Below are 20,568 nucleotides of genomic sequence, written 5' to 3' on the forward strand. Positions count from 1 at the left end.
CGGATCACGCGCATCGCTGCGGGCTCCGACTTGACGCCGGTCCGCTGGATCTTGCCGGCCGAGAGTTTGATGGAGGCGTCGTCGCTGTCCTCGCCCTCATAGACCGGGATGTAGTCCATCCCCATGGAGTCCTTCTTCGGCGTCGGCGAGGTGTCCGGCAGGCCCATGGGATTGCGGTAGTATTTGATCCGTCGCTCTCCGGAGCCGGCGGCGGCGGCCGCCGGCGGCGGCGTTTCCGCCTGCTCGTCGTCGAAGCTGACGTCGGCGCCGGCGGGCACGGCGCGGTAATCGCGGCCGTCAGGGGTCTTTCTCGGCACGGGCGAGTACGAGGGCTTGCCGTCCGGATCCTGGTAGTAGATCGGGGCGCCGCTCTCCTCGGCCGCAGCCGGGCCGATCAAGGCGGCGGTTCGCGTCGCGGGCCACTGCGGGCCGGCGACGACGAAGGTGATGCCTGCCGCCGCGACCAACGCGGCGGCGAGGCTTGCGGCGAAGGGACGGGTCACTTCTGCGCCGTGATGACGAGCTTGTTTTCGACCGTGCCTGTCTCGCCCTGGACCTTGGCTCCCAGCGAAAGCTGCCACCGTCCCGCCATGCCGAAGCTCGCCTTGAAGCGGTACGTGCCGGGCTCCGTTCCCGGCATGGCCGTGACCTTGGTCGCCATCTCCTGCATGCCGTCCGGAGCCATGTCCAAACGGCTGGCGAAGATGACGGCGTCCGGCACCGGCTTGCCGGTCTTGGTGTTCACGAGCCTGACGGTGACGACCTTGTCGGGCCCGGCCTGGACCGACTGGTCGACGAGCTCGAACTTGTAGTCCTTGATGTCGGCCAATGCGGCCGTGCTTGTGCCGCCGATGGCCGCAGCGATCAACGCGGCCTGGACGGCGCGCGCGAAGGTAGACGTCTTCATGTTGTATCCTCGATGTCCTGAATTCGCCGCCGAGGCGGCGCGCGTCATCCGCGCGCGAGGTGCACGGACGCGATCGGCGTCAAGCGCCGTTCAGGCCAGGGTTCGAGGGGGTTGGTCGGGAGGTGGACGGACTAAACCGTCGCCGACCGCGTCGTCCGCCACCGAGTGGCTGGTCCGGATCGCGTGTCGCCGCGGCAAAGCGAAGGCCTCGGAGGGTCCCGCCTGGGTCGTCTTCAGGACGCACATCGCAACCAGCGGGCAGTCCTGGCAGTCCTTGCTCTCCTGGTCGTCGGGGCAGCAGGGCATGTCGGCCGACATCGACATGTCGCTCATGCCGTCGAGACGAGCTTGCGCAGCGGTCGCCGGCGCCGCCAAGGGCGCCAACGTCAAACCGACGGTCACCGAGACCGCGAACGCAATTCTGAGCAATCGCCGCAGATTCATGTCCCGAGCATCCCACGGGCGGGGTCGCTTTGGAAGTCGGCCCCCTTCACATGTTCGCCACCCGGGATCCGCAGCGACATAGCTGAGCCGGTCGTTTTGACCTCGCCTGTGAGGATTCGATGCGCCGGATGGCCCCGGGACCGCATTTGGCTCCGAGGCGCTCCTGGCCGGTCCAGACCGGGGCAGCCGCAGCGCCCCTGCCGCCGCAGGACAGGCACTTCGTCATTCAGTGGGCCTCGTCGCTGGCGCCTGGCCTGCACGGGCCCACATCAGCGCCAGCGGCCCCATCGAGATTCCGACCGCAAGGACCATGAACACCAGCAGCCATCCTGCCGGACTTTGTGGGCCGCCGGCAGAATCGAGAGCGACCCCGGTGCCCCAGGCGCCGGCGGCCGACAGTCCGAAGCCGACGGTGGAGTGAAGCGCGAGCGTCGCGCCGCGGTGTTCGCGCGTGGCCGCCGCCGACATTCCGGACGTCAGAGCGCCGGAATCGGCGGGAACGGTGAGACCATAGACGAGGAGCAGGACCGCGAGCGCCCATGCAGGTGCGCTCACGTTCAAGCCGATGATCACCGCCACCGCCGCCGAGGCGATCATCGCGGTTGTGATGACCCGATGGCGTCGGTCGCTGCGAGCCTCGGCGCCATCGTCGGAACCACGTTCGGCGTCTCGGCACTTCCGCGATGATCCTCAAGCCCCTGCGTAAAACATGGCAGGTTCAGCGCGCGGCAACCCGATGCTACACTGTTTTGGTGCGAGCGTTTGGCCACGTGCCGAGCGGTCTAACCGGGTCTAGTCTACTGCCGCTATAATAGTTTCTTGAAGGGAGCTTAGGGGAATGTTGATGTCGCAAACGACTCCGGTCGACTCGAACAGCAATCGAGCCTCCCCTTTAAGCTGACCGGGCAAAGCCGTCTGAATAAAGCGGCTGCCAAAATTCTTTTTGGTTGCCTCGACAACCCGCGGTCCACCGCGTTCGCGCCATTCAAGATGAAAACGTTGGTTTTCCGCGTCAATCGACCAAGTGATGGCGACCCGTCCCTTAGCAACTGAGAGCGCGCCATATTTCAACGCATTGGTGCTTAGCTCGTGAATTATCATAGACAACGCGACCGCAGGTCCGGAAGATACGGCGACGTTATTCCCCTCAATAGTGAATTGCTCGAAGCCTTTGGTCTGAAATGCTTTGATCGCGTTCTCGATCAGCGTTCGGCAACCCGCCCCGGTCCAGCTTTCTTGAATCAAGAGATCATGAGATACGCCGAGCGCGCTCATCCGCTCGGCGATGGTCTTGGCCGCCGCGTCAATAGATGAAGCGTCCCGTGCAATTGCGGATGCAATCGCGAGCATGTTCTTTACGCGATGGTGGAGTTCCCCGATGAGAACGGCCTGTAGTTTTGCCGCAGCCACTTGGGCGTTCGCTTCAACGCCTGCTTTCAAGAGGAGGTCGCGGAGCACGTCGTTTTCGTTCTCAACATCTCGCATGCGCTGATCGGCCTCGCTCAAAGCATTCATTTCATGTCACTCCGGCGAACGGTACTTGGACAACAGTATCCGACAACGTTCAACAAATCCAAGTTTGGTAGATATGTTCGGTAGGCGACGGAACCCTTCCATCATCAAGCGGTTGGGATGCATCATCGCATCATTGCAGGCATCCCGGTGATTGGAGCCCTCTAGAGGCTCACGCCATGGGAGGGGTCATGCAGTCACGGCTCGTGGTGCTGGTAGTCGAAGACGAGCCATTGTTGATGATGGTGGCTGTTGAAATGATTGCCGAGTTGGGCTTCGAGGTCATCGAGGCGAGGCATGCTGACGAAGCAATCGCCGTAATGGAAAAGCGCCAGGACGTCCACGTTGTGTTTTCCGACGTTCACATGCCCGGTTCGATGGATGGTCTGAAGTTGGCGCATTACGTTCGCCACCGCTGGCCACCGACCAAAATCCTCACCACCTCGGGGAAGGCGCGGCTTGCCGTGGCCGAACTGCCAAGTGGTGGGCGGTTCATACAAAAACCCTACACCGCGACTGACCTTGGAATCGCTCTGCATGCAATCATCGCAGCGTAGCAGAACCACGTACCAACCCAGCCGGTAGCCTCTCCTGGGGCGTGACATCGCCTCGAAAAACGTGAACTCCGACACACTCCACTCGTGGCGTATGCCGCCCCCGTGTTTACTTGATATCGCGCCGCAATATTCAGGGACCTGAGAACGGTCGCGCCAGGCTGCCGGGTGTAGCTCCAACCATCCTTTCTCGATAGCTCTCCACGACTTTCGAGCGGAAGGTTAAGTGGATCGGCGTTTCGAGCCGTCAAACACAAACGCCCGAGCGTCTTCGTTTTCGGTCGGTGGCCTCTTTATGGGAATATGCGGCCGTTGTGGCCAGCTCGTTCTGTGATCCGGAACGATTGTCGATATCGATGCCCGCTTCTTCGTTCTGCCCTGAGGGCGATTGTTTTCTCTTCATGCGAAACAACGTGTGAACCGTGCTGCCGACATTGATGTAGTTTCCCCGCATGTTTGCCAGAATGATCACTGCGTCGCTCAACATCTTGATACTCCCCGTCAATGTTCCTTCACAGACAAGGAGATTCAAAAGGTATCGTTCCGACTTACCCTTCGCGATGGTTCAGGACGAGTTAACTCCCCGGTATGGGCCGTCCACCCTAGTGACTGGCACACGGCAATCAACACACCTGCGCGGATGTGCTCGCCAGGAGCCGCGCCGCGTTTAACAAGACTTCTCGTTTAGAGCTCTGCCTTGCTGCGATCAGCGGTTCTGCTACGCCATCCCCCTAGCTCCCTGACGCTATGAACTTGTAACGCGCAATGCGCAGATCGATCTCGCCACAACTGTCACACGTAGCTCAGCGCGACTATGGAGCGCGGGAGGGTGCAGCGCTATTTCAAAATCACCATCCATGGCCATTCGTTAACTGTATGCTCTTATTCTTCGGCAGACATAATCATGATTGTCGTTCATTTACTGGATCGGCGGAACAAGTGCAGCAGATCGAAACTAATGACGCTATCGAGGCACGGCGTAGCCGCTACGCCCAGTATCGAGGACTAGTCGCCACCCTGACCTTTGGTCGCGAGACGGTGGAAGGCATGGTGAGATCGGTCAAGGAAGACAGCTCCTGTACCCCAGTTCGATGGCTGATCACTATCGCCCCGAGATAGCAGCGGGCAATTCGCAAGGGTAATCGGCGTCCAACCGGACGGATATTCCACGCTTGATGGCCAGCTCATCATACTCGCGAAGTCCGCTGGGCTGCCGATCTCGGCTACGCCGGAAAGCTCGATCATGGATTAGAAAGAGCTCGACGAAGGAGCTTCGCACGGTGGGAGCCGCTCGTCGGAGGTCGCAGCCCTAGGCCAAGCGGATCTCTCACAGGGGTATGGGTCGAGCCGAAGCTGCTCGCGGAGATGGAGTACCGGGCAAGTCTGCCGAACGTCCGACACCGTTCTTCAAGGGACTTCAAGACGACCTTCGATCGCGTGCCGGTTTCAGGTCAGGACGGTTGCGATCGGTCCGGATGCGAGATGATCGGCAGATCAATCAGGAAGCGACTTCCCTTCCAACCTTTGGCGATGGTCAGATGGCCCTGAAGCTGCCGCACCATGCCGGTGATTACCTTGAACCCCAAGCTGGCGCGCGGCTCATCGATGTCGAATCCTTCAGGCAGGCCCTTACCCTGATCCGACACCTCAACGCGAAGGTTTCCTTCGATCCCCCGTGCCGAGACCTCGATGACTCCTCTGCTGTCTGGATATGCATACTTTATGGCGTTCGAAACGAGCTCGTTGATGAGCAAACCTAGCGGAACGACATGGTCGGCGGAGAGCAACAATGGGTCCGCTTGGCAATTTAGGGTATGTTTCCCGACGTTTCCCCTGAGCTTCTTGCAGAGTTCCGTCATGAAGTCCCGCAGCTCAATGAAGCCAACATGCGAACTCCGCCACAGGTGGTCGTGAACGTCAGCAATGGTGGACACTCGTAGACTTGCATCTTCCAGGGCGCTTTTGACGTCCTGGGACAGGGTGTTGCGCGCTTGGACCCGGAGCAACCCCACGACCGATGCGAGGCTGTTCTTGACGCGGTGGCTCATTTCGCGGGTCAGGAGCGCCTGGTGTTTGAGCGCCTCCTGAAGCTTGGCGTCGGCCTGTTGGCGTTCAATCGCAATGCCGAGCAGACCGGCGAAACCTGTGAGAAAATCGGCATCGGCCTGGTCGAACTGACCGGCGTCGGCGCTGTCGACTTCGAGAACCCCAAAGTACGCTTGGTCCTCCGCGCCCTTTTCGATAAGGACGTTGATCGCACGCCTGACGCCATGATCCGTCAGGAGTTGGGGCGTACGGAAACGGGTTTCCGCCTCCAGGTGGTTCGATATGACCGATTCCCCGGTACGGTAGGCATAGCCCGCCGGAGATCCCACGTCGGCGGCAAGCGAGACGACGTCAATGGTATTCTCCTTCCAGCCTACGCCGGCACGGACCATCAGACGTTCTTCGTCGGGCTCATACTCCAGAACCTTTGCGAACTGCGCCCGCAGTCCGATGGCGCAGAGTTCGGTCGCTTTCTGAAGGATCATCCGGAGATCCCGGGTCTGCATGGCGGCGCGGCCGAATTCTCCCAACAACGATTGCTGCCGGAGCCGGTAACCAAGTTCGTCCCGCCCCGTTGAATCTGTTGATGAAGCTGCAGGGCCATCGGCTGTATTGAAGGCCGTCATCGTGAACTTTTCCCCTAGCCCTTGACCGGCGGTTTCCTGCCATCCGGGCGCCCGGCCCGGAAGATCATGAGAGGGGTATAGCAGTAATCGCATCGTTGGCGTCCGCCGAAGCGAGCGGGCTCCGGTAAGAACCGTGCCCCCCGCGAAGAGGGAGCGCCTTGAGCCCGCTGTGGCGAGTCTGATAGGGGATTTCAGAGCGGAAAGCGCCGGGCGGCCTCCCGGAAGCGGTTGCACCGGTCGTGGCGGCGATCAGCCGGCAGTATCGATCACCATTTCAACCAGCTTGGCCATCTTTTCGCGCGTCAGGTCGCCCGAGTTGGAGATGTAAGGCTCCACGTCCGGCCCGTACACGAACGGAACACCTTTCGACGTGCCGCTATCACCGATTCTCGTCACGACGATGTTTCCGAACGCCGTAGTAATCGTGGTGGGCGGGCCATCTCCCACCTTGAAGGATACGCCGACCGGGCGATGGTCGTTGAGTTCGATCTGCGGCGCGAACGAGAACTGATTGTCGGCGAAGTGCTCTTTCAATTCCGCCATAAAAGGCAGCACATGGCGCTCCATGGCGACCTTGCAGTGCTCGACATCTGCGGTGCGTTTTTCCGAGTTGGTGGCAGCGATTTCGGTCTGCCGGTTCTTCTCCGCCGCTGCGACCGCGGTTTTTGCGCTGAACTTGGCTGCGAGTTCCTGGGCGTTCATTTTTGTTTGTTCCTTGGGATCTTCATGACCCGAGCAACAGGTACGCCGCGAGTGTGTTTTCTTGGCGGCTGTTTACGAGGTCGCGGAATGGAGCTGCTGCAGCGAAGGAGGCAGACAGTCGGGGTCGGTCGATACGTTATGTTGCGTATGATCCGCTGTGATCGGTCAATCTGCGAAGCGTCGCCACGAGCTCGGGGCCACGATACGGCTTTGCCATGAACTCGCTCCCGGAAGGTAGATCGCCCGGCCCCACTCTCACGAAGCCGGACGTGGCGAGTATCTTGATGGGTGGCCACCGATCCCGGACGAAGCTGGCGAGCTTCAGCCCGTCCATCGAACCCGGCATCTGGACATCGGTGAAGACGACGTGGATATCGGAACGAGCCTCCAGGATCGCGATGGCCTGGTCGGCGTTGCCCGCCTGGACGACTTCAAAGCCTGCCTGCTCGATCAGGTCGGCGGCATCCATCCGGAGCAAATATTCGTCTTCGACGATCAGGATCACGGGAACTAGATGCGCCATCTGAAAGCCTCCGGACCATTCCTGCAGCCGAGCAGAAATTCGTTCTGTCCCCCTTCATGCCCGAAAGCTCGCGCCGTAATGCTCATGACGCGGCCGTTGCCAGCGGCATCTTGAAAGCGAACCTGGTCTCTTCCGCCGTGGACGTGACATCGATCCGGCCGCCGTGGGCCCGCGCTATCTGGGAGGCGATGTGAAGTCCAAGTCCGAGACCCTGCCGGCTGTCGCGGACGTCGCCCCGAAAGAACGGTTCGAACAGTCTTTCCATCGCGCTGGCCGGGATCGGCTCGCCGGCATTCGCGACCCAGAGCCTTAACTCACTGCGTCTCCGCTCCGACCCGGACTGGCCGATCCTTTCTTGTTTGGATGTTCATTGATGATCACCGATTCCTGCTGGCGTGTTGACGCGACCCTCTAGGCATGGGGATCGGAAAGGCAACAACCCTGTTGTTGCGAACTGTTCCAATGCCACAACCTGAATTTGTGAGTGCCGTCAGATTTGGTGCGGCACGGCACGTGAGCGCGCCTTGAAGCTAAACCGGATCAGAAGCCCGACTACGTCTGCCGAGCACTTGTCAAAATCGGCGGGATCGAATCGCTTCCATGGGCGTCCGTAATGTGCACCCGCCAGTCCTTACCTGTGCAGGGCGCGTTGGCGGCCGTTGTGGTGGAGCTTACCGATGACCGACGTTTCGAAGATCAAGGAACACATGGACGTCATTTCGTCCGACAGGAAGATGGTCGGAAAAGTCGATCATCTGGACGGAACCGACAGGATCAAGCTGACGAAGCAGAGTTCGCCCGACGGTCAGCATCATCACTTCGTTCCGCTCTCATGGGTCGATCACGTCGATCAGCACGTGCATCTCAACAAGACCGGCGCCGACATCACCTCACAGTGGCAGCACGCTCGAAACTGACAAAACGGCTGGTCAACTCCTGCATCGCTGCGGCAAAGGTGTCCAGTTACGTACGTTGCCTTACCCTGGGAGCGTCCCGCCGCCCGCACGTTTCGACCGAAGCGAAGGAACAACAAACGGCGGATTAGGTGGCGCTGTGGTCTCGTTAGGAGCGTTCCTTGTGAAACCGTGGGTGCTGATACCATCCGGCTCTCTTTCCTCCTTGGCAGCGCTCTAGACGAAAGTACATGCTCGGGACCCCCTGAACGCGGAACTGGAGGGCGCAGCTTCCATTGACCATCAAGGTGTCCTGATGGCCCGGATCGAAGATTACGCGCTTATTGGCGATTGCGAGACCGGCGCACTGGTCGGGCGCGATGGCTCAATCGATTGGCTTTGTTTTCCGCGCTTCGATTCCGATAGCTGCTTCGGGAGGCTCCTGGGAGACGAGAAAAACGGCTACTGGAGCCTTCGCCCGGTCGAAGGATATACGACCGAGCGTCGCTACCGAAAAGGCACGCTGATCCTGGAGACCGTCTTCACCACGGAGACAGGCCGTGCACGTCTCATCGACTTCATGCCCCCCAAGGCGGACGTGTCGAACGTCGTCAGGATCGTTGAGGGCCTCGAAGGATCGGTCGAGATGCGGACCGAGCTGGTCGCACGGTTCGACTATGGGGTCAGTGTACCCTGGGTGAGCCGCCTGGAGGATGGTGCGGTCAGCTTGGTCGCGGGAGCGTCCATGCTGGTCCTAACAACGGGGGTGCCGCTGCACGGCAAATCGATGAAGACAGTCGGCGCGTTCTCTGCCGAACCGGGCCAACGCGCTGCCTTTGTTCTCTCCTACCAAACATCGTATGAAGATCCAGCCTCCCCTGACGATCCGTCGCTTCTCCTCGATCGTACAGAAAGTTTCTGGCGCGATTGGTCCGCCCGTTGTGAAGCGGCCGGGCCATATTCGGACCAGGTTCTGAGATCTCTCATAACTCTCAAGGCACTGACGTTCGGACCCAGCGGCGGCATTGTCGCTGCCGCCACTACCTCGCTTCCGGAGCAAATTGGTGGCTCTCGCAACTGGGATTATCGCTTCTGCTGGGTGCGGGACGCCACGCTGACCCTGTTGGCTCTTATGGGGGCTGGCTACTACGACGAGGCGCGCGCCTGGCGAGACTGGCTCATCCGCGCCGTGGCGGGAAGCCCGAACCAGCTGCAGATCATGTACGCCGTCACAGGCGAGCGCAGGCTGACCGAGTGGGAGGTGCCTTGGCTGTCGGGGTACGAAAATTCGAAACCGGTGCGTATCGGGAACGCGGCCCACACCCAGCTTCAGCTTGATGTCTATGGCGAGTTGATGGACGCCTTGTACCAGGCCCGCCGAGGCGGCCTTCCCGAGAACAAGCGAGCATGGGCGATCCAGTGCGCCCTCCTCGATCACCTCAAGGGAATTTGGACAGAGCCGGATGAAGGTATTTGGGAAGTCAGAGGCGGCGCCAAGCATTTCACCTATTCGAAGATCATGGCGTGGGTTGCTTTCGATCGAGCTATCAAATCGGCCGACGAGTTCGGGATGCACGGTCCTGTGGACGATTGGAAAGCGCAGCGTGCCGCTATTCAGGAAGATGTCTGCCAGCGCGGCTACGATGAACAGCGAAAGACCTTCGTTCAGGTCTACGGTGAATCCCAGCTCGACGCGTCCCTGCTGCTGATCCCGGCGATCGGTTTCTTGCCGCCCGAAGATCCGCGAGTGATCTCGACCATTGAAGCTATCGAACGCGAGTTGCTCAAGGACGGCTTTGTGCAGCGATACGACACGAAGGCGACCAAGGACGGCCTGCCGCCTGGCGAAGGGATGTTTCTGGCCTGCAGCTTCTGGCTGGCAGATGCCTATCACCTGATCGGCCGCGATGCCGACGCCAAGGCATTGTTCGAGCGTCTTCTTGCTCTGCGCAATGACGTCGGTCTGCTGTCGGAAGAGTACCACACCGGGCGAAGTCGGTTGGTCGGCAACTTTCCCCAGGCCTTTTCTCACATCGCCCTGGTGAACACGGCGCACAATCTCACCAACCGCCAAAAGCCATCGGAGCGTCGCGGCAGCAAGAAAGCGCTCCCGAGCAAGGGACAGGAAAGTAAGGGCAACACGAGGAGACGCGTATGACAGAGAGGCCGATCGATCCTGCTGCCTCAGCGGGTCTGGAGGCGCGACCTCAACGGCCGGTTCGCTTTCCCACCATACTGGAAGGGCAACCAGCGCTGGTGACGGGGGCAAACTCGGGAATCGGGCGCGCAGTGGCCCTTGGACTCGCGGCCTCTGGCGCTGACGTGGTCGTCAATTACGTAGTTGACCCAGAAGCGGCAGACGACGTGGCCCATCAAATCGAGGCACTTGGCCGGAAGGCGATCACGATCAAGGCCGACGTCAGCAATGAGCAGGACGTCCAGTCGATGTTCTCCAGCGCTATAGGTCATTTTGGAACGCTGCACATCGTTGTGAACAATGCTGGATTGCAGCGGGATGCGCCGTTTCACGACATGACGCTCGAACAGTGGAACAAAGTCATCGGCGTCAATCTCACCGGCCAATTTCTCTGCGCCAGAGAAGCGACCCGTGAGTTCAAGAGACGAGGTGTAGTGAAGAATGTCTCGGCGGCAGCAGGCAAGCTCGTCTGCATGAGCTCCGTCCATCAAGAGATCCCCTGGGCGGGTCATGCGAACTATGCGGCCTCAAAAGGCGGCGTCATGCAGATGATGCGAAGCTTGGCGCAAGAAGTTGCTCCGTTGGCGATCCGGGTCAATGGCGTGGCGCCTGGAGCGATCCGTACATCGATCAACCGACCCGCCTGGGAATCCAAGGAAGCCTACGAGAGCCTGATGACACTGGTCCCCTATCGGCGCATCGGTGAGCCAAACGATATCGCGCAGGCTGTCGCCTGGCTGGTTTCGGATGCGGCCGACTACGTGGTTGGCACCACCTTGTTCATCGACGGCGGCATGATGCTCTTCCCGGGGTTTGCAAGCGGGGGATAGACACAGCCGCACGGTACCATTCTCAACGAAAGTGTAAGCGGCCCATCGGAACGGCTAAACCATGCGGGTGTTGCGGCATAGGGTCGTTCGGCAAGAGGAGGAATGAGCATTGCCAAACGGCGCACGGGCAATGGGCGCAGGCAAGATCGCCCGCGAGGTAGCGAAAGCACTGGCGTCCGCTCTGAAGCGCCATTCCGTCAGCTTTCCGAAGAAGGGCCATAGAAAAGAGGAAAAGCCACCCCGCCAGACCTCGCCTTCGCTGCGCCCCGAAAAGTAGCGGTAGCTCCCATGCCCATCTGGCTTACTGCGGGTCTTTGGGGGCTGCTTGGGGCGTCATCGTTGCTGCTGGGAGCAGCGGTCGCATTCGTCTTCAGGATGCCTCGCTACGTCACTGCAGGAATCATGTCTTTCGGCTGCGGCGTGCTGATTTCGGCCGTGGCCTATGACCTTCTGGAGGACGGATACCAGGAAGGCGGCATCTGGCCCATCGTTGCGGGTGCGATCGGAGGTTCTGCCGCGTATGCTCTTGCCGATTGGGCGGTCTCCCGAGAAGGAGCGCGCTCCCGCAAGCGGTCAGGGGGGCAGCAGGTCAACGCCAGCGAAGGCGGAGGCCTGGCGATTGCCGTTGGCTCACTTCTCGACGGTATTCCGGAAAGCGTTGTCCTGGGTCTGGGGCTGTTGAGCGGAAAGGGCATCAGCATCGCAATACTCGCCGCTATTTTTCTGTCCAATTTCCCGGAAGGGCTTTCGAGTGCGCTTGGCATGCGAGCCGCTGGGCGTTCCGCGACCTACATCTTTGGCCTTTGGACCGCGATCACCGTCCTTTCGGGAGTTGCCTCGGCGTTAGGAGCAGCTTTCCTGGGCGGTGCTGCTCCTCAGGTCGTTGCTACCGTCAGTGCCGTAGCTGCGGGCGCTCTTCTCACGATGGTAGTGAACACGATGTTGCCGGAAGCCGTGGAGGGCGAACAGAAGCTGGCAGGCGTGCTTGTTGTTGTCGGCTTGCTCGCCGCTTTCGCGCTTTCTAACGTGGGCCAAACGTAAAGGGGTTACGCGCCTCTCATTCCATGAGGTATTGTCGGCCAAACCAACGAAAAGGAACGGCGCCTCGGAGACCGGGGCCGTCGAGGACGCGAAACTGGTGCTCGCCGAGCTTCGCTGATGCTCGTCGCGACCTCCCGCTATTGCGTGCAGTAGTCCCAGAAACCCTGGGTCCTTGAAGGATCGGTGTAGTACCAGCACTGCCTGGTGCCGGAGGCGCGCCAGCCCACGAAGCGGCAGCTGCCGCACTGACGAATCCGATAGCCGCGCCCGCAGCGATGGCGCCGCCGACCGGCCAGCGATACCAGCCCGGTCTGGCCCATCCGCGCCGTCCAGCAACCACGCCGGTCCGGCGTACCGCGACGTTGCCGCGCGGTCCTACGACGGCGGTGGCTCCCCGGTATGCCGCGCCCCTAGGCCCCACCGCAACCCCGCCTCGATGAACGACCGCGCCCCCTCTTGGCCCACGACCGCACGTCCTCCTCTGGCGAACGCGCGGACGTCGATGGTCGCAGTCGTGGCATCGAACTGAAGCGCTGCGCCGACCGCCTGAAGCGGGGCTGCCCGGCTTATCTCAACGGACGAGACGGTCAGAGCTACAGCAAGAATGGGGACCGAAATCGAACTGGCAAGGCAACTGCCGACAACGATTGGCATGGTCCAACTCCATAGGGGGGTGCAGCGGGCCAATGTGCTCGTCCGAAGGCTATGACGGATGGGACTCGTCGGCAAGCGAGGCGCCGCTCGCCGGGCTGCCTAGACCGGACTGGGGCTGCCGCTCGGAACCAAATGGATGGTCAAGGATTGCATTTTCGACCAAATTCTGGCTCGCTTGACGACCGGGGCAATCATGGGGACCTCTTTGGAGACGGCGATATTTCCGGTGGGCAGCCGGATCGGGGCTCTTCTCAGCGACCTCGATTGGCAAGGATCGCCCTTGGGCAAGCCGCAGAATTGGTCCGCCCATCTCAAGACGACCGTGTCCCTGCTGCTTGGGGCAGAAGCCCAGATCGTGCTGTTCTGGGGTCCGGAGTTCGTGGCCCTGTACAATGATGCCTATGCTCCCACGATCGGCGACAAGCACCCTGGCGCTCTCGGTCGTCCGGCAAAGGAGAGCTGGAGCGAGCTGTGGGACGATCTGGAGCCACTGTTGCGCGGCGTACGGGAGACCGGACGGACATTTTCGGCCAAGGATCGGCCGTTCTACATCGAGCGGCACGGCTTCGGCGAGACCGTCTATTTCGACGTTTCCTACTCGGCCGTTCCGGACGCTGAGGGTCGGGTCGGCGGCGTTCTCTGCATCGTCTCGGAGACGACGGAACGCGTGAGGGCCGAAGCGGCGCTGCGGGAAAGCGAAGCTCGCCTGCGCCAGCTGAACGAGACGCTCGAGCACCGGATCCTGCAGCGGACCCGCGAACTGGAGTGCGCCCATGTCGCGTTGCGCCAGGCCCAAAAGATGGAGGCCGTCGGCCGATTGACCGGCGGGATAGCACACGACTTCAACAACCTTCTCCAAGGTATCACCGGTAGCCTCGATCTGATCCGGCGCAAGCCTGACGATGCAGGCCGTGTGAGCAGATGGGCGGAGGCGGGACTGAAGTCGGCCGACCGCGGCGCGCGCCTCGCCGGACAGCTTCTCGCGTTCTCCCGTACTCAGAAAATGGATATCTCGTCGATCGACGTCTCGAGCGCGCTCACCGGCTTCGCCGATATGCTGCGCAGGACCATCGGACCGTCTATCGACCTGCGCATGGACCTCGACACGGACGGCGTCTTCGCCGAGGGGGATCGGACGCAGCTCGAACTGGCCGTGCTCAATCTCGCCCTGAACGCGCGTGATGCCATGCCGGGTGGAGGCGAACTCGTGGTCGCCGCCCGCCCCTGCCGCCTCACGGGAGATCCCGAACTCCAGGATGGCGATTACGTGGAGCTGTCGGTGAAGGATTCGGGGACCGGCATGACTGCAGACGTCGCGGAGCATGCCTTCGAACCGTTCTTCACGACGAAGGACGTCGGCAAAGGCACCGGCCTCGGCCTCAGTCAGGTCTACGGCACGCTTCATCAATCGGGAGGCGCAGTCAGGATCGAGAGTGCGCCAGGTACCGGAACGACCGTGCGGCTCTACCTGCGCAGGACGGAGGTCCAGCCGCGGCGAACCAAGGAGCATTCGGCCGAGGCCGAGCGCGCGCCTGCGGCCACGGTGCTGATCGTCGATGACGATCCAGACGTGCGTGCCTTCCTGACGGATTCGCTCGAGACCCTGGGGTACTCGTCCCTGGTCGCGGAGGACGGTGTCTCGGCGCTGAAGGCTCTCCAAAGAGCCGCTCCTGCAGCCATGATATTGGATTTCGCGATGCCCGGCATGAACGGTGCGGAAGTGGCGAAGCGGGCAAGACAGAGTCGTCCCGATCTGCCGATCATCTTCGCCAGCGGCTACTCGGAAACCGCAGCGCTCAGTCCTGTGCAGGAAAGCAAACATTCGCGCATGCTGCACAAGCCATTCAAGGTAGGCGAACTACAATCTGCTTTGGCCGAGTTGCTCGCCGGACCGGATTGAGCAACTGGAGCGAAAGTGCGGTGAGAGAGATGTCGAGGGGAACCAAGACATCTCGCACTGGCTCGGCCAAATTAGGCATCTCCCCTGCACCCTTGGCACTCGCGTTTCTGCAGCGAGCATGGCTAAGGTCCGAGTAAATCCCAAAACGGGTCAGGAGTGCCGATGCCAGGCGTGATCGAGCGCAACAACGTACACGTCGGGGGTTCCGGGGATCGGGCGATGATCTTCGCCCACGGCTTCGGTTGCGACCAGAACATGTGGCGCTTCGTGGCCCCGGCCTTCGAGAACGACTTCAGGACGGTCTTGTTCGATCACGTCGGCGCCGGGGGCTCGGATCTGTCCGCGTACGATCGCACCAAGTATTCGAGCCTGGCGGGCTATGCCGACGACGTGGTCGAAATCGGCCGCGAACTGGACCTGAAGGATGCGGTATTCGTCGGGCACTCGGTCAGCAGCATGATCGGCGTGCTGGCCGAGCAAAAGTCGGAGGGCATGTTCGGAAAGCTGGTGCTCATCGGCCCTTCGGCCCGTTACATTGATGACGACGGCTACGTGGGCGGCTTCAGCGCCAAGCAAATCGAGGAACTGCTGCAGTTTCTGGAATCCAACCACATGGGCTGGTCCACGCAGATGGCGCCGGCAATCATGGGCAATCCGGATCGGCCGGAGCTTGGCGAGGAGCTGACCAACAGCTTCTGCCGAACGGATCCCGAGATCGCAAAGGCGTTCGCTCGCGTGACCTTCACCTCCGACAATCGCAAGGATCTCCCGGGTGTCGGCGTCCCGACCTTGGTCCTGCAGTGCAGCGAGGACATTATCGCCTCGCAGGAGGTCGGCGACTACGTCAACCGGAACATCCCCAAAAGCCGGATGATCGTCCTGCAGGCGACCGGCCACTGTCCCAACCTCAGCGCGCCCGACGAAGTGGTCGAGGCGATGCGGACGTTCGTGTAGTGGACGTCTCCCGCCCCGATTTTCAGGACCTGGTCGAGAACGCACCGTGCGGCTACATCACCCTACAGGCGAACGGCCGCGTCGAACAGGTGAACCGGACCTTCCTAGACTGGAGCGGACGTTCGGCCGAGCAGATGATCGGCAAGCGCTTCAGCGACTTCCTGACCATGCCGGGTCGCATCTACTACGAGACCCACGTTGCGCCCCTCTTGCGTATGCAGGGGTTCTTCCAGGAGTTCGCCATCGACATGCTGGCGGCGGACGATACGCCGCTGCAGATGATCGCGAACGCGAACGAGCGCCGGGATGCTGATGGCAAGCTGCTGCTGATACGGGTCGCACTGATCAAGGCGACCGACCGGCGGCGGTACGAGCAGGAGCTGCTCGCGGCGCGCGAGCTGGCCAAAGCGGCCGAGAAAGCGATCGAGGAGCGGCTTCAGCGCGAGAACCAAGCCTCCGAGCTGCGCGAGCAGTTCATCGCGGTTCTCGGCCACGACCTTCGCAATCCGCTCGCCTCCATCAGCGCAGGCGCCCGTATCCTGGACCGTACCGTCCAGAGCGAGAAGGAACGCCAGATCATCGCGATGATGCAGACGACCGTGATGCGGATGTCCGCGCTGATCGACGACGTGCTCGACTTCGCGCGCGGCAGGCTCGGCGGCGGGATCTCTCTCGACCGCAACACGAGCGAACCGCTGGAACGCACCCTCACTCAGGTGGTAGACGAGCTCAGGCTGGCGACGCCCGGCCGGCTGATCGAAGCCGAATTCGAGATCGACCGACCCGTGAATTGCGATCGCACAAGGATAGGTCAGCTTCTATCCAACCTGGTGGGCAATGCGCTGACGCACGGGTCCTCGAACAAGCCGGTCGTGGTCCATGCCGAGACGACCGCGACCACGTTCGAACTTTGGGTCTCCAATGCGGGGGAAGCAATCCCGCCGGAAGCGATGGATAAGCTGTTCGAGCCGTTCTTTCGCGGAAAAGCCCGCGCCAGCCGTCAGGGTCTGGGACTGGGTCTCTACATCGCATCCCAGATCGCCGAAGCTCACAAAGGCAAGTTGACGGTGACGTCGACCCCGGAGGAGACCCGGTTCACGTTCTCGATGCCGCTGGACGCGTCTAACTGAGTTCGCACCAGTTGAGCCCGCGTCTTCAGCCCACGCACACTGTTCCCGCGCAGGCGCCGCACCCGATGGAGGAGTTCGGCTGGGTCCGAGCTCGGCTCAGACCACGTTCAACCGAAAGGCTGCTTGGGAGCGCCCCCGGAGCACGGTCCCACCTGGGACAATATGGGGGGATAGGGTGGGACCGTGCGGGACCAGCAATCGGGGCGGAAGGCCGGCCCGAGGATTCAATCAACACGCGCAGCGCCCGTTCCTCTGTTTCGCTGCGCTAAAACTTCCAGCAGCAGAATTAACAAATCGATTCACTCATGATGCTGAACGATGTCCCACGTTGATGCAGATTTCCAGCAGCAGAGAAGAGGGCGCGTCATGGACAGGGTTGAATATGGATTCGCGGTCGCGACGTTGACCGGGTTTGTCGTCCTGATCGCCGGCATGTCTTTGCTGATGCTGTGACGCAGTCTCGCCGACTGGTTCTCGCGTGTCAGCCGCGCCAGGTCCGAGGGCGCTCCCGAGGGGATCTAACGAATTCGCGGTCCCTTGCGCTGACGCTGGCTCGCCGCGGCAAGACCGTCGCTAGGCGGACTTCCGTTGCCTCGCCGAAGGCTTCTTTGCCGCCGCTTCCTTCGCCGGCTTCTTCCCGGCGATCGGCATGAGCATCTCCTTTTGTCCGGCCGCAGCTTTCCGCGGCTTCTTGGCCGGCTTGCCGGCCTTCGCCGGCGCGGCCTCCTGACCCACGCTCCGGCGCAGCGCCTCCATCAGGTTGACCACGTTCGTCGCCGCCGGCTTGTCCTTGGGCGTGATCGGCTTGCCGGCCCGCTTCTGGTTGATGAGCTCGATCAGGGCCGTCTCGTAGTGGTCCTCGAACTTCTCCGGTTCGAAGCTGCCCGCTTTCTGGTTCATGATGTGCCTGGCGAGGTCGAGCATGTCCTTCGTGACCTTCACATCCTGGATCTCATCGAAATACTCCTGCTCGCTGCGCACCTCGTAGGGATAGCGCAGCAGCGTGCCGACGAGCCCCTTGTCCATGGGCTCGAGCGCGATGATGTGCTCGCGGTTGGTCAGCACGACACGCCCGATCGCGACCTTGTCCATCTCGCGGATGGTCTCCCGGATCACGGCGAAGGCGTCGTGGCCGACCTTGCCGTCGGGTCGGATGTAGTAGGGGCGGATCAGGTAGCGCGGGTCGATGTCGGACTTGTCGACGAACTCGTCGATCTCGATGGTGCGGGTGGATTCCAGCGCGATCTCCTCGAGCTCCTCCTTGGAGACCTCGATGTACTGGCCCTTCTCGAGCTCGTAGCCCTTGACGATGTCCTCGTTGGGCACCTCGTCGCCGGTATCGGCGTCGACCTTCAGGTACTTGATGCGATGGCCGGTCTGCCGGTTCAGCTGGTTGAACGAGATCTTCTCGCTCTCTGAGGTCGCCGGATAGAGCGCTACCGGGCAGGTGACCAGAGACAGACGCAGAAAGCCTTTCCAGTTCGCGCGTGGGGCCATGGGTACGCAACGCTCCTAGTACGGGGACTTGGACTCAAGACGAAGGGGGCGGGGCGGTTCCGACACCGAGCCGATCGCCCGCATCATTTCCTCGTTTCGGACTTTGGGCGGACTCGACTCTGATGTTCTTGATATGTTCTAATGGCCCATGGCCGACCGACCCGCGAGCTGGCGCATGCCGACACTCAAGCAGATGGAAAAGATGGCAGCTGCGGTCGGCAGAAAGGCCCCGCCGGTACGCGGGTTGGCCCCGAACGAGAATCTGCCGCCGGAATACTGGCAGGCCCTGCTGGAGGACCCTCGCACCGAAGCGGTCAAGCCCGGCCCGGGCCCTTCCGGACGCCTGCTGCAGCTGAGGCAGATACCCGGCCACCTTCTCAGGGTCGGCTGTCGGCGTTGCGGCAGGACCGTCGAGATTCAGAAGGCGGACGCCACCCGGCTCTACGGTCCCGAGGCGGTCTGGAGGGATGTCGGTCAGCGGCTGCTCGACAACACCTGCAGCATCCGGACCGGGCGCCATGAGGAAGACGGCTGCTGGCCCACCTTCGACCTGGGCTAGGCGCCGCTCGATGGCGCCGAAGTATCACCCGACGCCCCTTTCCGGAGGCGACCGCAAGGCCCTCAAGAAGGAGCTCGGCAAGTCGCGGGCGATGGCCAACATCCTGGCTGCGCAGTCGACTGAGATGCGGGCCAAGGCCGAGATCATGCTGCAGCAGGCTGACAGGTTGCTATGCGAAAGCTGGAACGAGCGGATGTGGTCGGACGGTGAGCCGATCGATCCCTCGCCGACGATCGACCAGGCCATCAATGCGGGCTTCCCGTGGCTGGAAATCCGCTGCCCGCGATGCAAGACGCCGAGCGATGTCGACTTGGCCGCGATGAAGCACGTGCCGACCACGTTCATCCACGATCTGGCGAGTCGGCTGCGCTGCCGCAAATGCGCGACAGCGGGGCGGCGGCCCGCAGCTACTCTGCTACAACTCACCACCCAGCCGCGTCATTCCCAAATCGATCCCTGAACAATGTGCTGGTGTGGACGGCCTCTCATCCCACGGTTTGATGGCGCTCTCGGCGTCACAGAAAGATGAGAGGAAAGTCTAATGAATATTCCCGTTCGTATCGGCATGGATACCTCGAAGTCGGTGTTCCAGCTTCACGGTGTCGATGAAAATGAGGTAGTGGTTGTCCGGCGCCAATTTCGGCGAGCTGAGATGATCCGCTACTTCGAGCGGCTTCCGCCGGTTCTCGTCGCCATAGAGTCTTGCGGCAGCTCGCACCATTGGGGGCGCCTGCTCCAATCTTTCGGGCACGAGGTAAAGCTGATCCCTCCTCAATACGTGAAGGCTTACGTGAAGCGCGGCAAGAACGACGCGGCCGACGCCGAGGCACTGTGCGAGGCGGTCACCCGGCCCAGCATGCGGTTCGTACCGGTGAAGTCGAAGGAACGGCAAGCGGCTTGCATGTTGATGACTGTGCGGGAACGCCTGGTCAGCGTGAAGTCGCAGCTCTCCAATGCTTTCAGGAGCTATGCCGCTGAGTTTGGTATCGTCGGGTCCGCCGGCCAGCAGAACGTCGCGGCACTCATCAAACGTGTGCTCGAAGACGAAAGCCTGCCGGAAATGGCGCGGGATCTCTTCCGCCTTCAGGCTGACGAGTATGCCGCGGTCCAAGCTCGCCTGGCGAAGATCGAGGCCAAGCTGATGAAGTGGCATCGCGAGGATGACATCAGCAGGCGTATTGCGACAATTCCAGGCGTCGGTCCGATTGGGTCGTCGATGCTCAGCATGAAAGCGCCGCCACCCGAGACGTTCAGATCGGGTCGCGACTTTGCGGCGTGGCTCGGGCTGACACCCAAGGATCATTCAACTGGCGGCCGGCAAAGGCTCGGCGGCATTACAAAGGCCGGAGATTCTATACTGCGATCGACGTTGATCGTCGGTGCAACCGCACTGCTGAGGCATATCCGAAAAGGCCGTCATAAGCCCACACAATGGCTCGCTTCGCTGCTGGGGCGAAAGCCGCCAAAGTTGGTCGCGGTGGCCTTGGCAAACAAATTTGCCCGCATCGCTTGGCGCCTGATGATATCGGGTGGCGTGTACAAGCAGCCGGTAGCCGCCATGCCGACTTGATCTGAAATCGGCCCGCGAGCAGGTTGCTC

Annotated in this window: 20 protein-coding genes and 3 pseudogenes; 12 read left to right on the forward strand and 11 right to left on the reverse strand. The window is 61.6% G+C overall.

The window, feature by feature from the left end; genetic code table 11:
- From ACFQX9_RS28990 to ACFQX9_RS29010, 5 genes and pseudogenes are all read right to left on the reverse strand, one after another.
- Nucleotides 1–503, reverse strand: a pseudogene (locus ACFQX9_RS28990) (efflux transporter periplasmic adaptor subunit); the annotation flags it as partial.
- Entirely contained in the window at nucleotides 500–907 is a 408-nt protein-coding gene (locus ACFQX9_RS28995) for a FixH family protein (RefSeq protein WP_204512588.1), read from the reverse strand. The gene ACFQX9_RS28995 and the pseudogene ACFQX9_RS28990, both read right to left, overlap by 4 nt.
- Nucleotides 908–997: 90 nt before the next feature.
- On the reverse strand, nucleotides 998–1,351 hold the full coding sequence (locus ACFQX9_RS29000) for a hypothetical protein (protein WP_204512589.1): 354 nt from the start codon (nucleotides 1,349–1,351) through the stop codon (nucleotides 998–1,000).
- Nucleotides 1,352–1,573: 222 nt separating this feature from the next.
- Nucleotides 1,574–1,972 (reverse strand): annotated as a pseudogene (locus tag ACFQX9_RS29005) (MFS transporter); the annotation flags it as partial.
- A 171-nt stretch (nucleotides 1,973–2,143) separates the two neighbouring features.
- Nucleotides 2,144–2,866: a sensor histidine kinase gene (locus ACFQX9_RS29010; protein WP_204512590.1), complete on the reverse strand. Its 723-nt coding sequence runs from the start codon at nucleotides 2,864–2,866 to the stop codon at nucleotides 2,144–2,146.
- Nucleotides 2,867–3,054: 188 nt separating this feature from the next.
- Here ACFQX9_RS29010 and ACFQX9_RS29015 point away from each other — a divergent pair, with 188 nt between their 5' ends.
- The gene (locus ACFQX9_RS29015) at nucleotides 3,055–3,420 is read left to right on the forward strand and encodes a response regulator (RefSeq protein WP_231190172.1); all 366 of its coding nucleotides are present in this window, start codon (nucleotides 3,055–3,057) and stop codon (nucleotides 3,418–3,420) included.
- Nucleotides 3,421–3,664: 244 nt separating this feature from the next.
- Here ACFQX9_RS29015 and ACFQX9_RS29020 read toward each other — a convergent pair whose 3' ends face one another.
- From ACFQX9_RS29020 to ACFQX9_RS29040, 5 genes and pseudogenes are all read right to left on the reverse strand, one after another.
- Nucleotides 3,665–3,904, reverse strand: a complete 240-nt coding sequence (locus ACFQX9_RS29020) for a hypothetical protein (RefSeq protein ID WP_204512592.1) — start codon at nucleotides 3,902–3,904, stop codon at nucleotides 3,665–3,667.
- Nucleotides 3,905–4,868: 964 nt separating this feature from the next.
- A complete protein-coding gene (locus ACFQX9_RS29025; protein WP_204512593.1) occupies nucleotides 4,869–6,089 on the reverse strand; it encodes a sensor histidine kinase in 1,221 nt (406 codons plus the stop codon).
- Nucleotides 6,090–6,338: 249 nt separating this feature from the next.
- Nucleotides 6,339–6,791 (reverse strand): hypothetical protein, encoded by a 453-nt coding sequence (locus ACFQX9_RS29030; RefSeq protein WP_204512594.1) that lies wholly within the window; start codon nucleotides 6,789–6,791, stop codon nucleotides 6,339–6,341.
- Nucleotides 6,792–6,927: 136 nt separating this feature from the next.
- On the reverse strand, nucleotides 6,928–7,314 hold the full coding sequence (locus ACFQX9_RS29035) for a response regulator (RefSeq protein ID WP_204512595.1): 387 nt from the start codon (nucleotides 7,312–7,314) through the stop codon (nucleotides 6,928–6,930).
- An 82-nt stretch (nucleotides 7,315–7,396) separates the two neighbouring features.
- A pseudogene (locus ACFQX9_RS29040) lies at nucleotides 7,397–7,627 on the reverse strand (sensor histidine kinase); the annotation flags it as partial.
- 364 nt (nucleotides 7,628–7,991) lie between these two features.
- On the opposite strand from ACFQX9_RS29040, the gene ACFQX9_RS29045 reads away from it, so the two are divergent.
- The 8 genes from ACFQX9_RS29045 (at nucleotide 7,992) to ACFQX9_RS29080 (ending at nucleotide 17,366) form a co-directional block, all read left to right on the forward strand.
- A complete protein-coding gene (locus tag ACFQX9_RS29045) occupies nucleotides 7,992–8,231 on the forward strand; it encodes a DUF2171 domain-containing protein (RefSeq protein ID WP_377791230.1) in 240 nt (79 codons plus the stop codon).
- Between the two features lie 292 nt (nucleotides 8,232–8,523).
- Nucleotides 8,524–10,365 (forward strand): glycoside hydrolase family 15 protein, encoded by a 1,842-nt coding sequence (locus ACFQX9_RS29050; protein ID WP_377791231.1) that lies wholly within the window; start codon nucleotides 8,524–8,526, stop codon nucleotides 10,363–10,365.
- Complete coding sequence (locus tag ACFQX9_RS29055; protein ID WP_204512597.1) at nucleotides 10,362–11,234, forward strand: SDR family oxidoreductase; 873 nt, start codon at nucleotides 10,362–10,364, stop codon at nucleotides 11,232–11,234. Before ACFQX9_RS29050 ends, ACFQX9_RS29055 begins: the two co-directional genes overlap by 4 nt.
- Before the next feature lie 288 nt (nucleotides 11,235–11,522).
- Nucleotides 11,523–12,275, forward strand: a complete 753-nt coding sequence (locus ACFQX9_RS29060) for a ZIP family metal transporter (RefSeq protein WP_204512598.1) — start codon at nucleotides 11,523–11,525, stop codon at nucleotides 12,273–12,275.
- A 934-nt stretch (nucleotides 12,276–13,209) separates the two neighbouring features.
- Entirely contained in the window at nucleotides 13,210–14,829 is a 1,620-nt protein-coding gene (locus tag ACFQX9_RS29065; protein WP_377791233.1) for a response regulator, read from the forward strand.
- Between the two features lie 162 nt (nucleotides 14,830–14,991).
- Nucleotides 14,992–15,783 (forward strand): alpha/beta fold hydrolase, encoded by a 792-nt coding sequence (locus ACFQX9_RS29070; RefSeq protein ID WP_204512601.1) that lies wholly within the window; start codon nucleotides 14,992–14,994, stop codon nucleotides 15,781–15,783.
- The gene (locus tag ACFQX9_RS29075; RefSeq protein ID WP_204512602.1) at nucleotides 15,783–16,913 is read left to right on the forward strand and encodes an ATP-binding protein; all 1,131 of its coding nucleotides are present in this window, start codon (nucleotides 15,783–15,785) and stop codon (nucleotides 16,911–16,913) included. Before ACFQX9_RS29070 ends, ACFQX9_RS29075 begins: the two co-directional genes overlap by 1 nt.
- A 318-nt stretch (nucleotides 16,914–17,231) precedes the next feature.
- On the forward strand, nucleotides 17,232–17,366 hold the full coding sequence (locus ACFQX9_RS29080; RefSeq protein ID WP_283842364.1) for a hypothetical protein: 135 nt from the start codon (nucleotides 17,232–17,234) through the stop codon (nucleotides 17,364–17,366).
- Nucleotides 17,367–17,486: 120 nt separating this feature from the next.
- Here ACFQX9_RS29080 and ACFQX9_RS29085 read toward each other — a convergent pair whose 3' ends face one another.
- On the reverse strand, nucleotides 17,487–18,410 hold the full coding sequence (locus tag ACFQX9_RS29085) for a Ku protein (protein ID WP_204512603.1): 924 nt from the start codon (nucleotides 18,408–18,410) through the stop codon (nucleotides 17,487–17,489).
- A 175-nt stretch (nucleotides 18,411–18,585) separates the two neighbouring features.
- Between ACFQX9_RS29085 and ACFQX9_RS29090 the strand changes: the two genes are divergently transcribed.
- The 3 genes from ACFQX9_RS29090 (at nucleotide 18,586) to ACFQX9_RS29100 (ending at nucleotide 20,539) form a co-directional block, all read left to right on the forward strand.
- Nucleotides 18,586–18,969, forward strand: coding sequence for a hypothetical protein (locus ACFQX9_RS29090; protein WP_246776091.1), 384 nt, complete (start codon nucleotides 18,586–18,588; stop codon nucleotides 18,967–18,969).
- Nucleotides 18,970–18,979: 10 nt separating this feature from the next.
- Nucleotides 18,980–19,429 (forward strand): hypothetical protein, encoded by a 450-nt coding sequence (locus ACFQX9_RS29095; RefSeq protein WP_204512605.1) that lies wholly within the window; start codon nucleotides 18,980–18,982, stop codon nucleotides 19,427–19,429.
- An 81-nt stretch (nucleotides 19,430–19,510) separates the two neighbouring features.
- Nucleotides 19,511–20,539, forward strand: coding sequence for an IS110 family transposase (locus tag ACFQX9_RS29100; RefSeq protein WP_377791234.1), 1,029 nt, complete (start codon nucleotides 19,511–19,513; stop codon nucleotides 20,537–20,539).
- Nucleotides 20,540–20,568 lie beyond the last annotated feature (29 nt).

This window comes from Bradyrhizobium sp. GCM10028915 (assembly GCF_042666195.1).
GTDB lineage: Bacteria > Pseudomonadota > Alphaproteobacteria > Rhizobiales > Xanthobacteraceae > Bradyrhizobium > Bradyrhizobium canariense_D.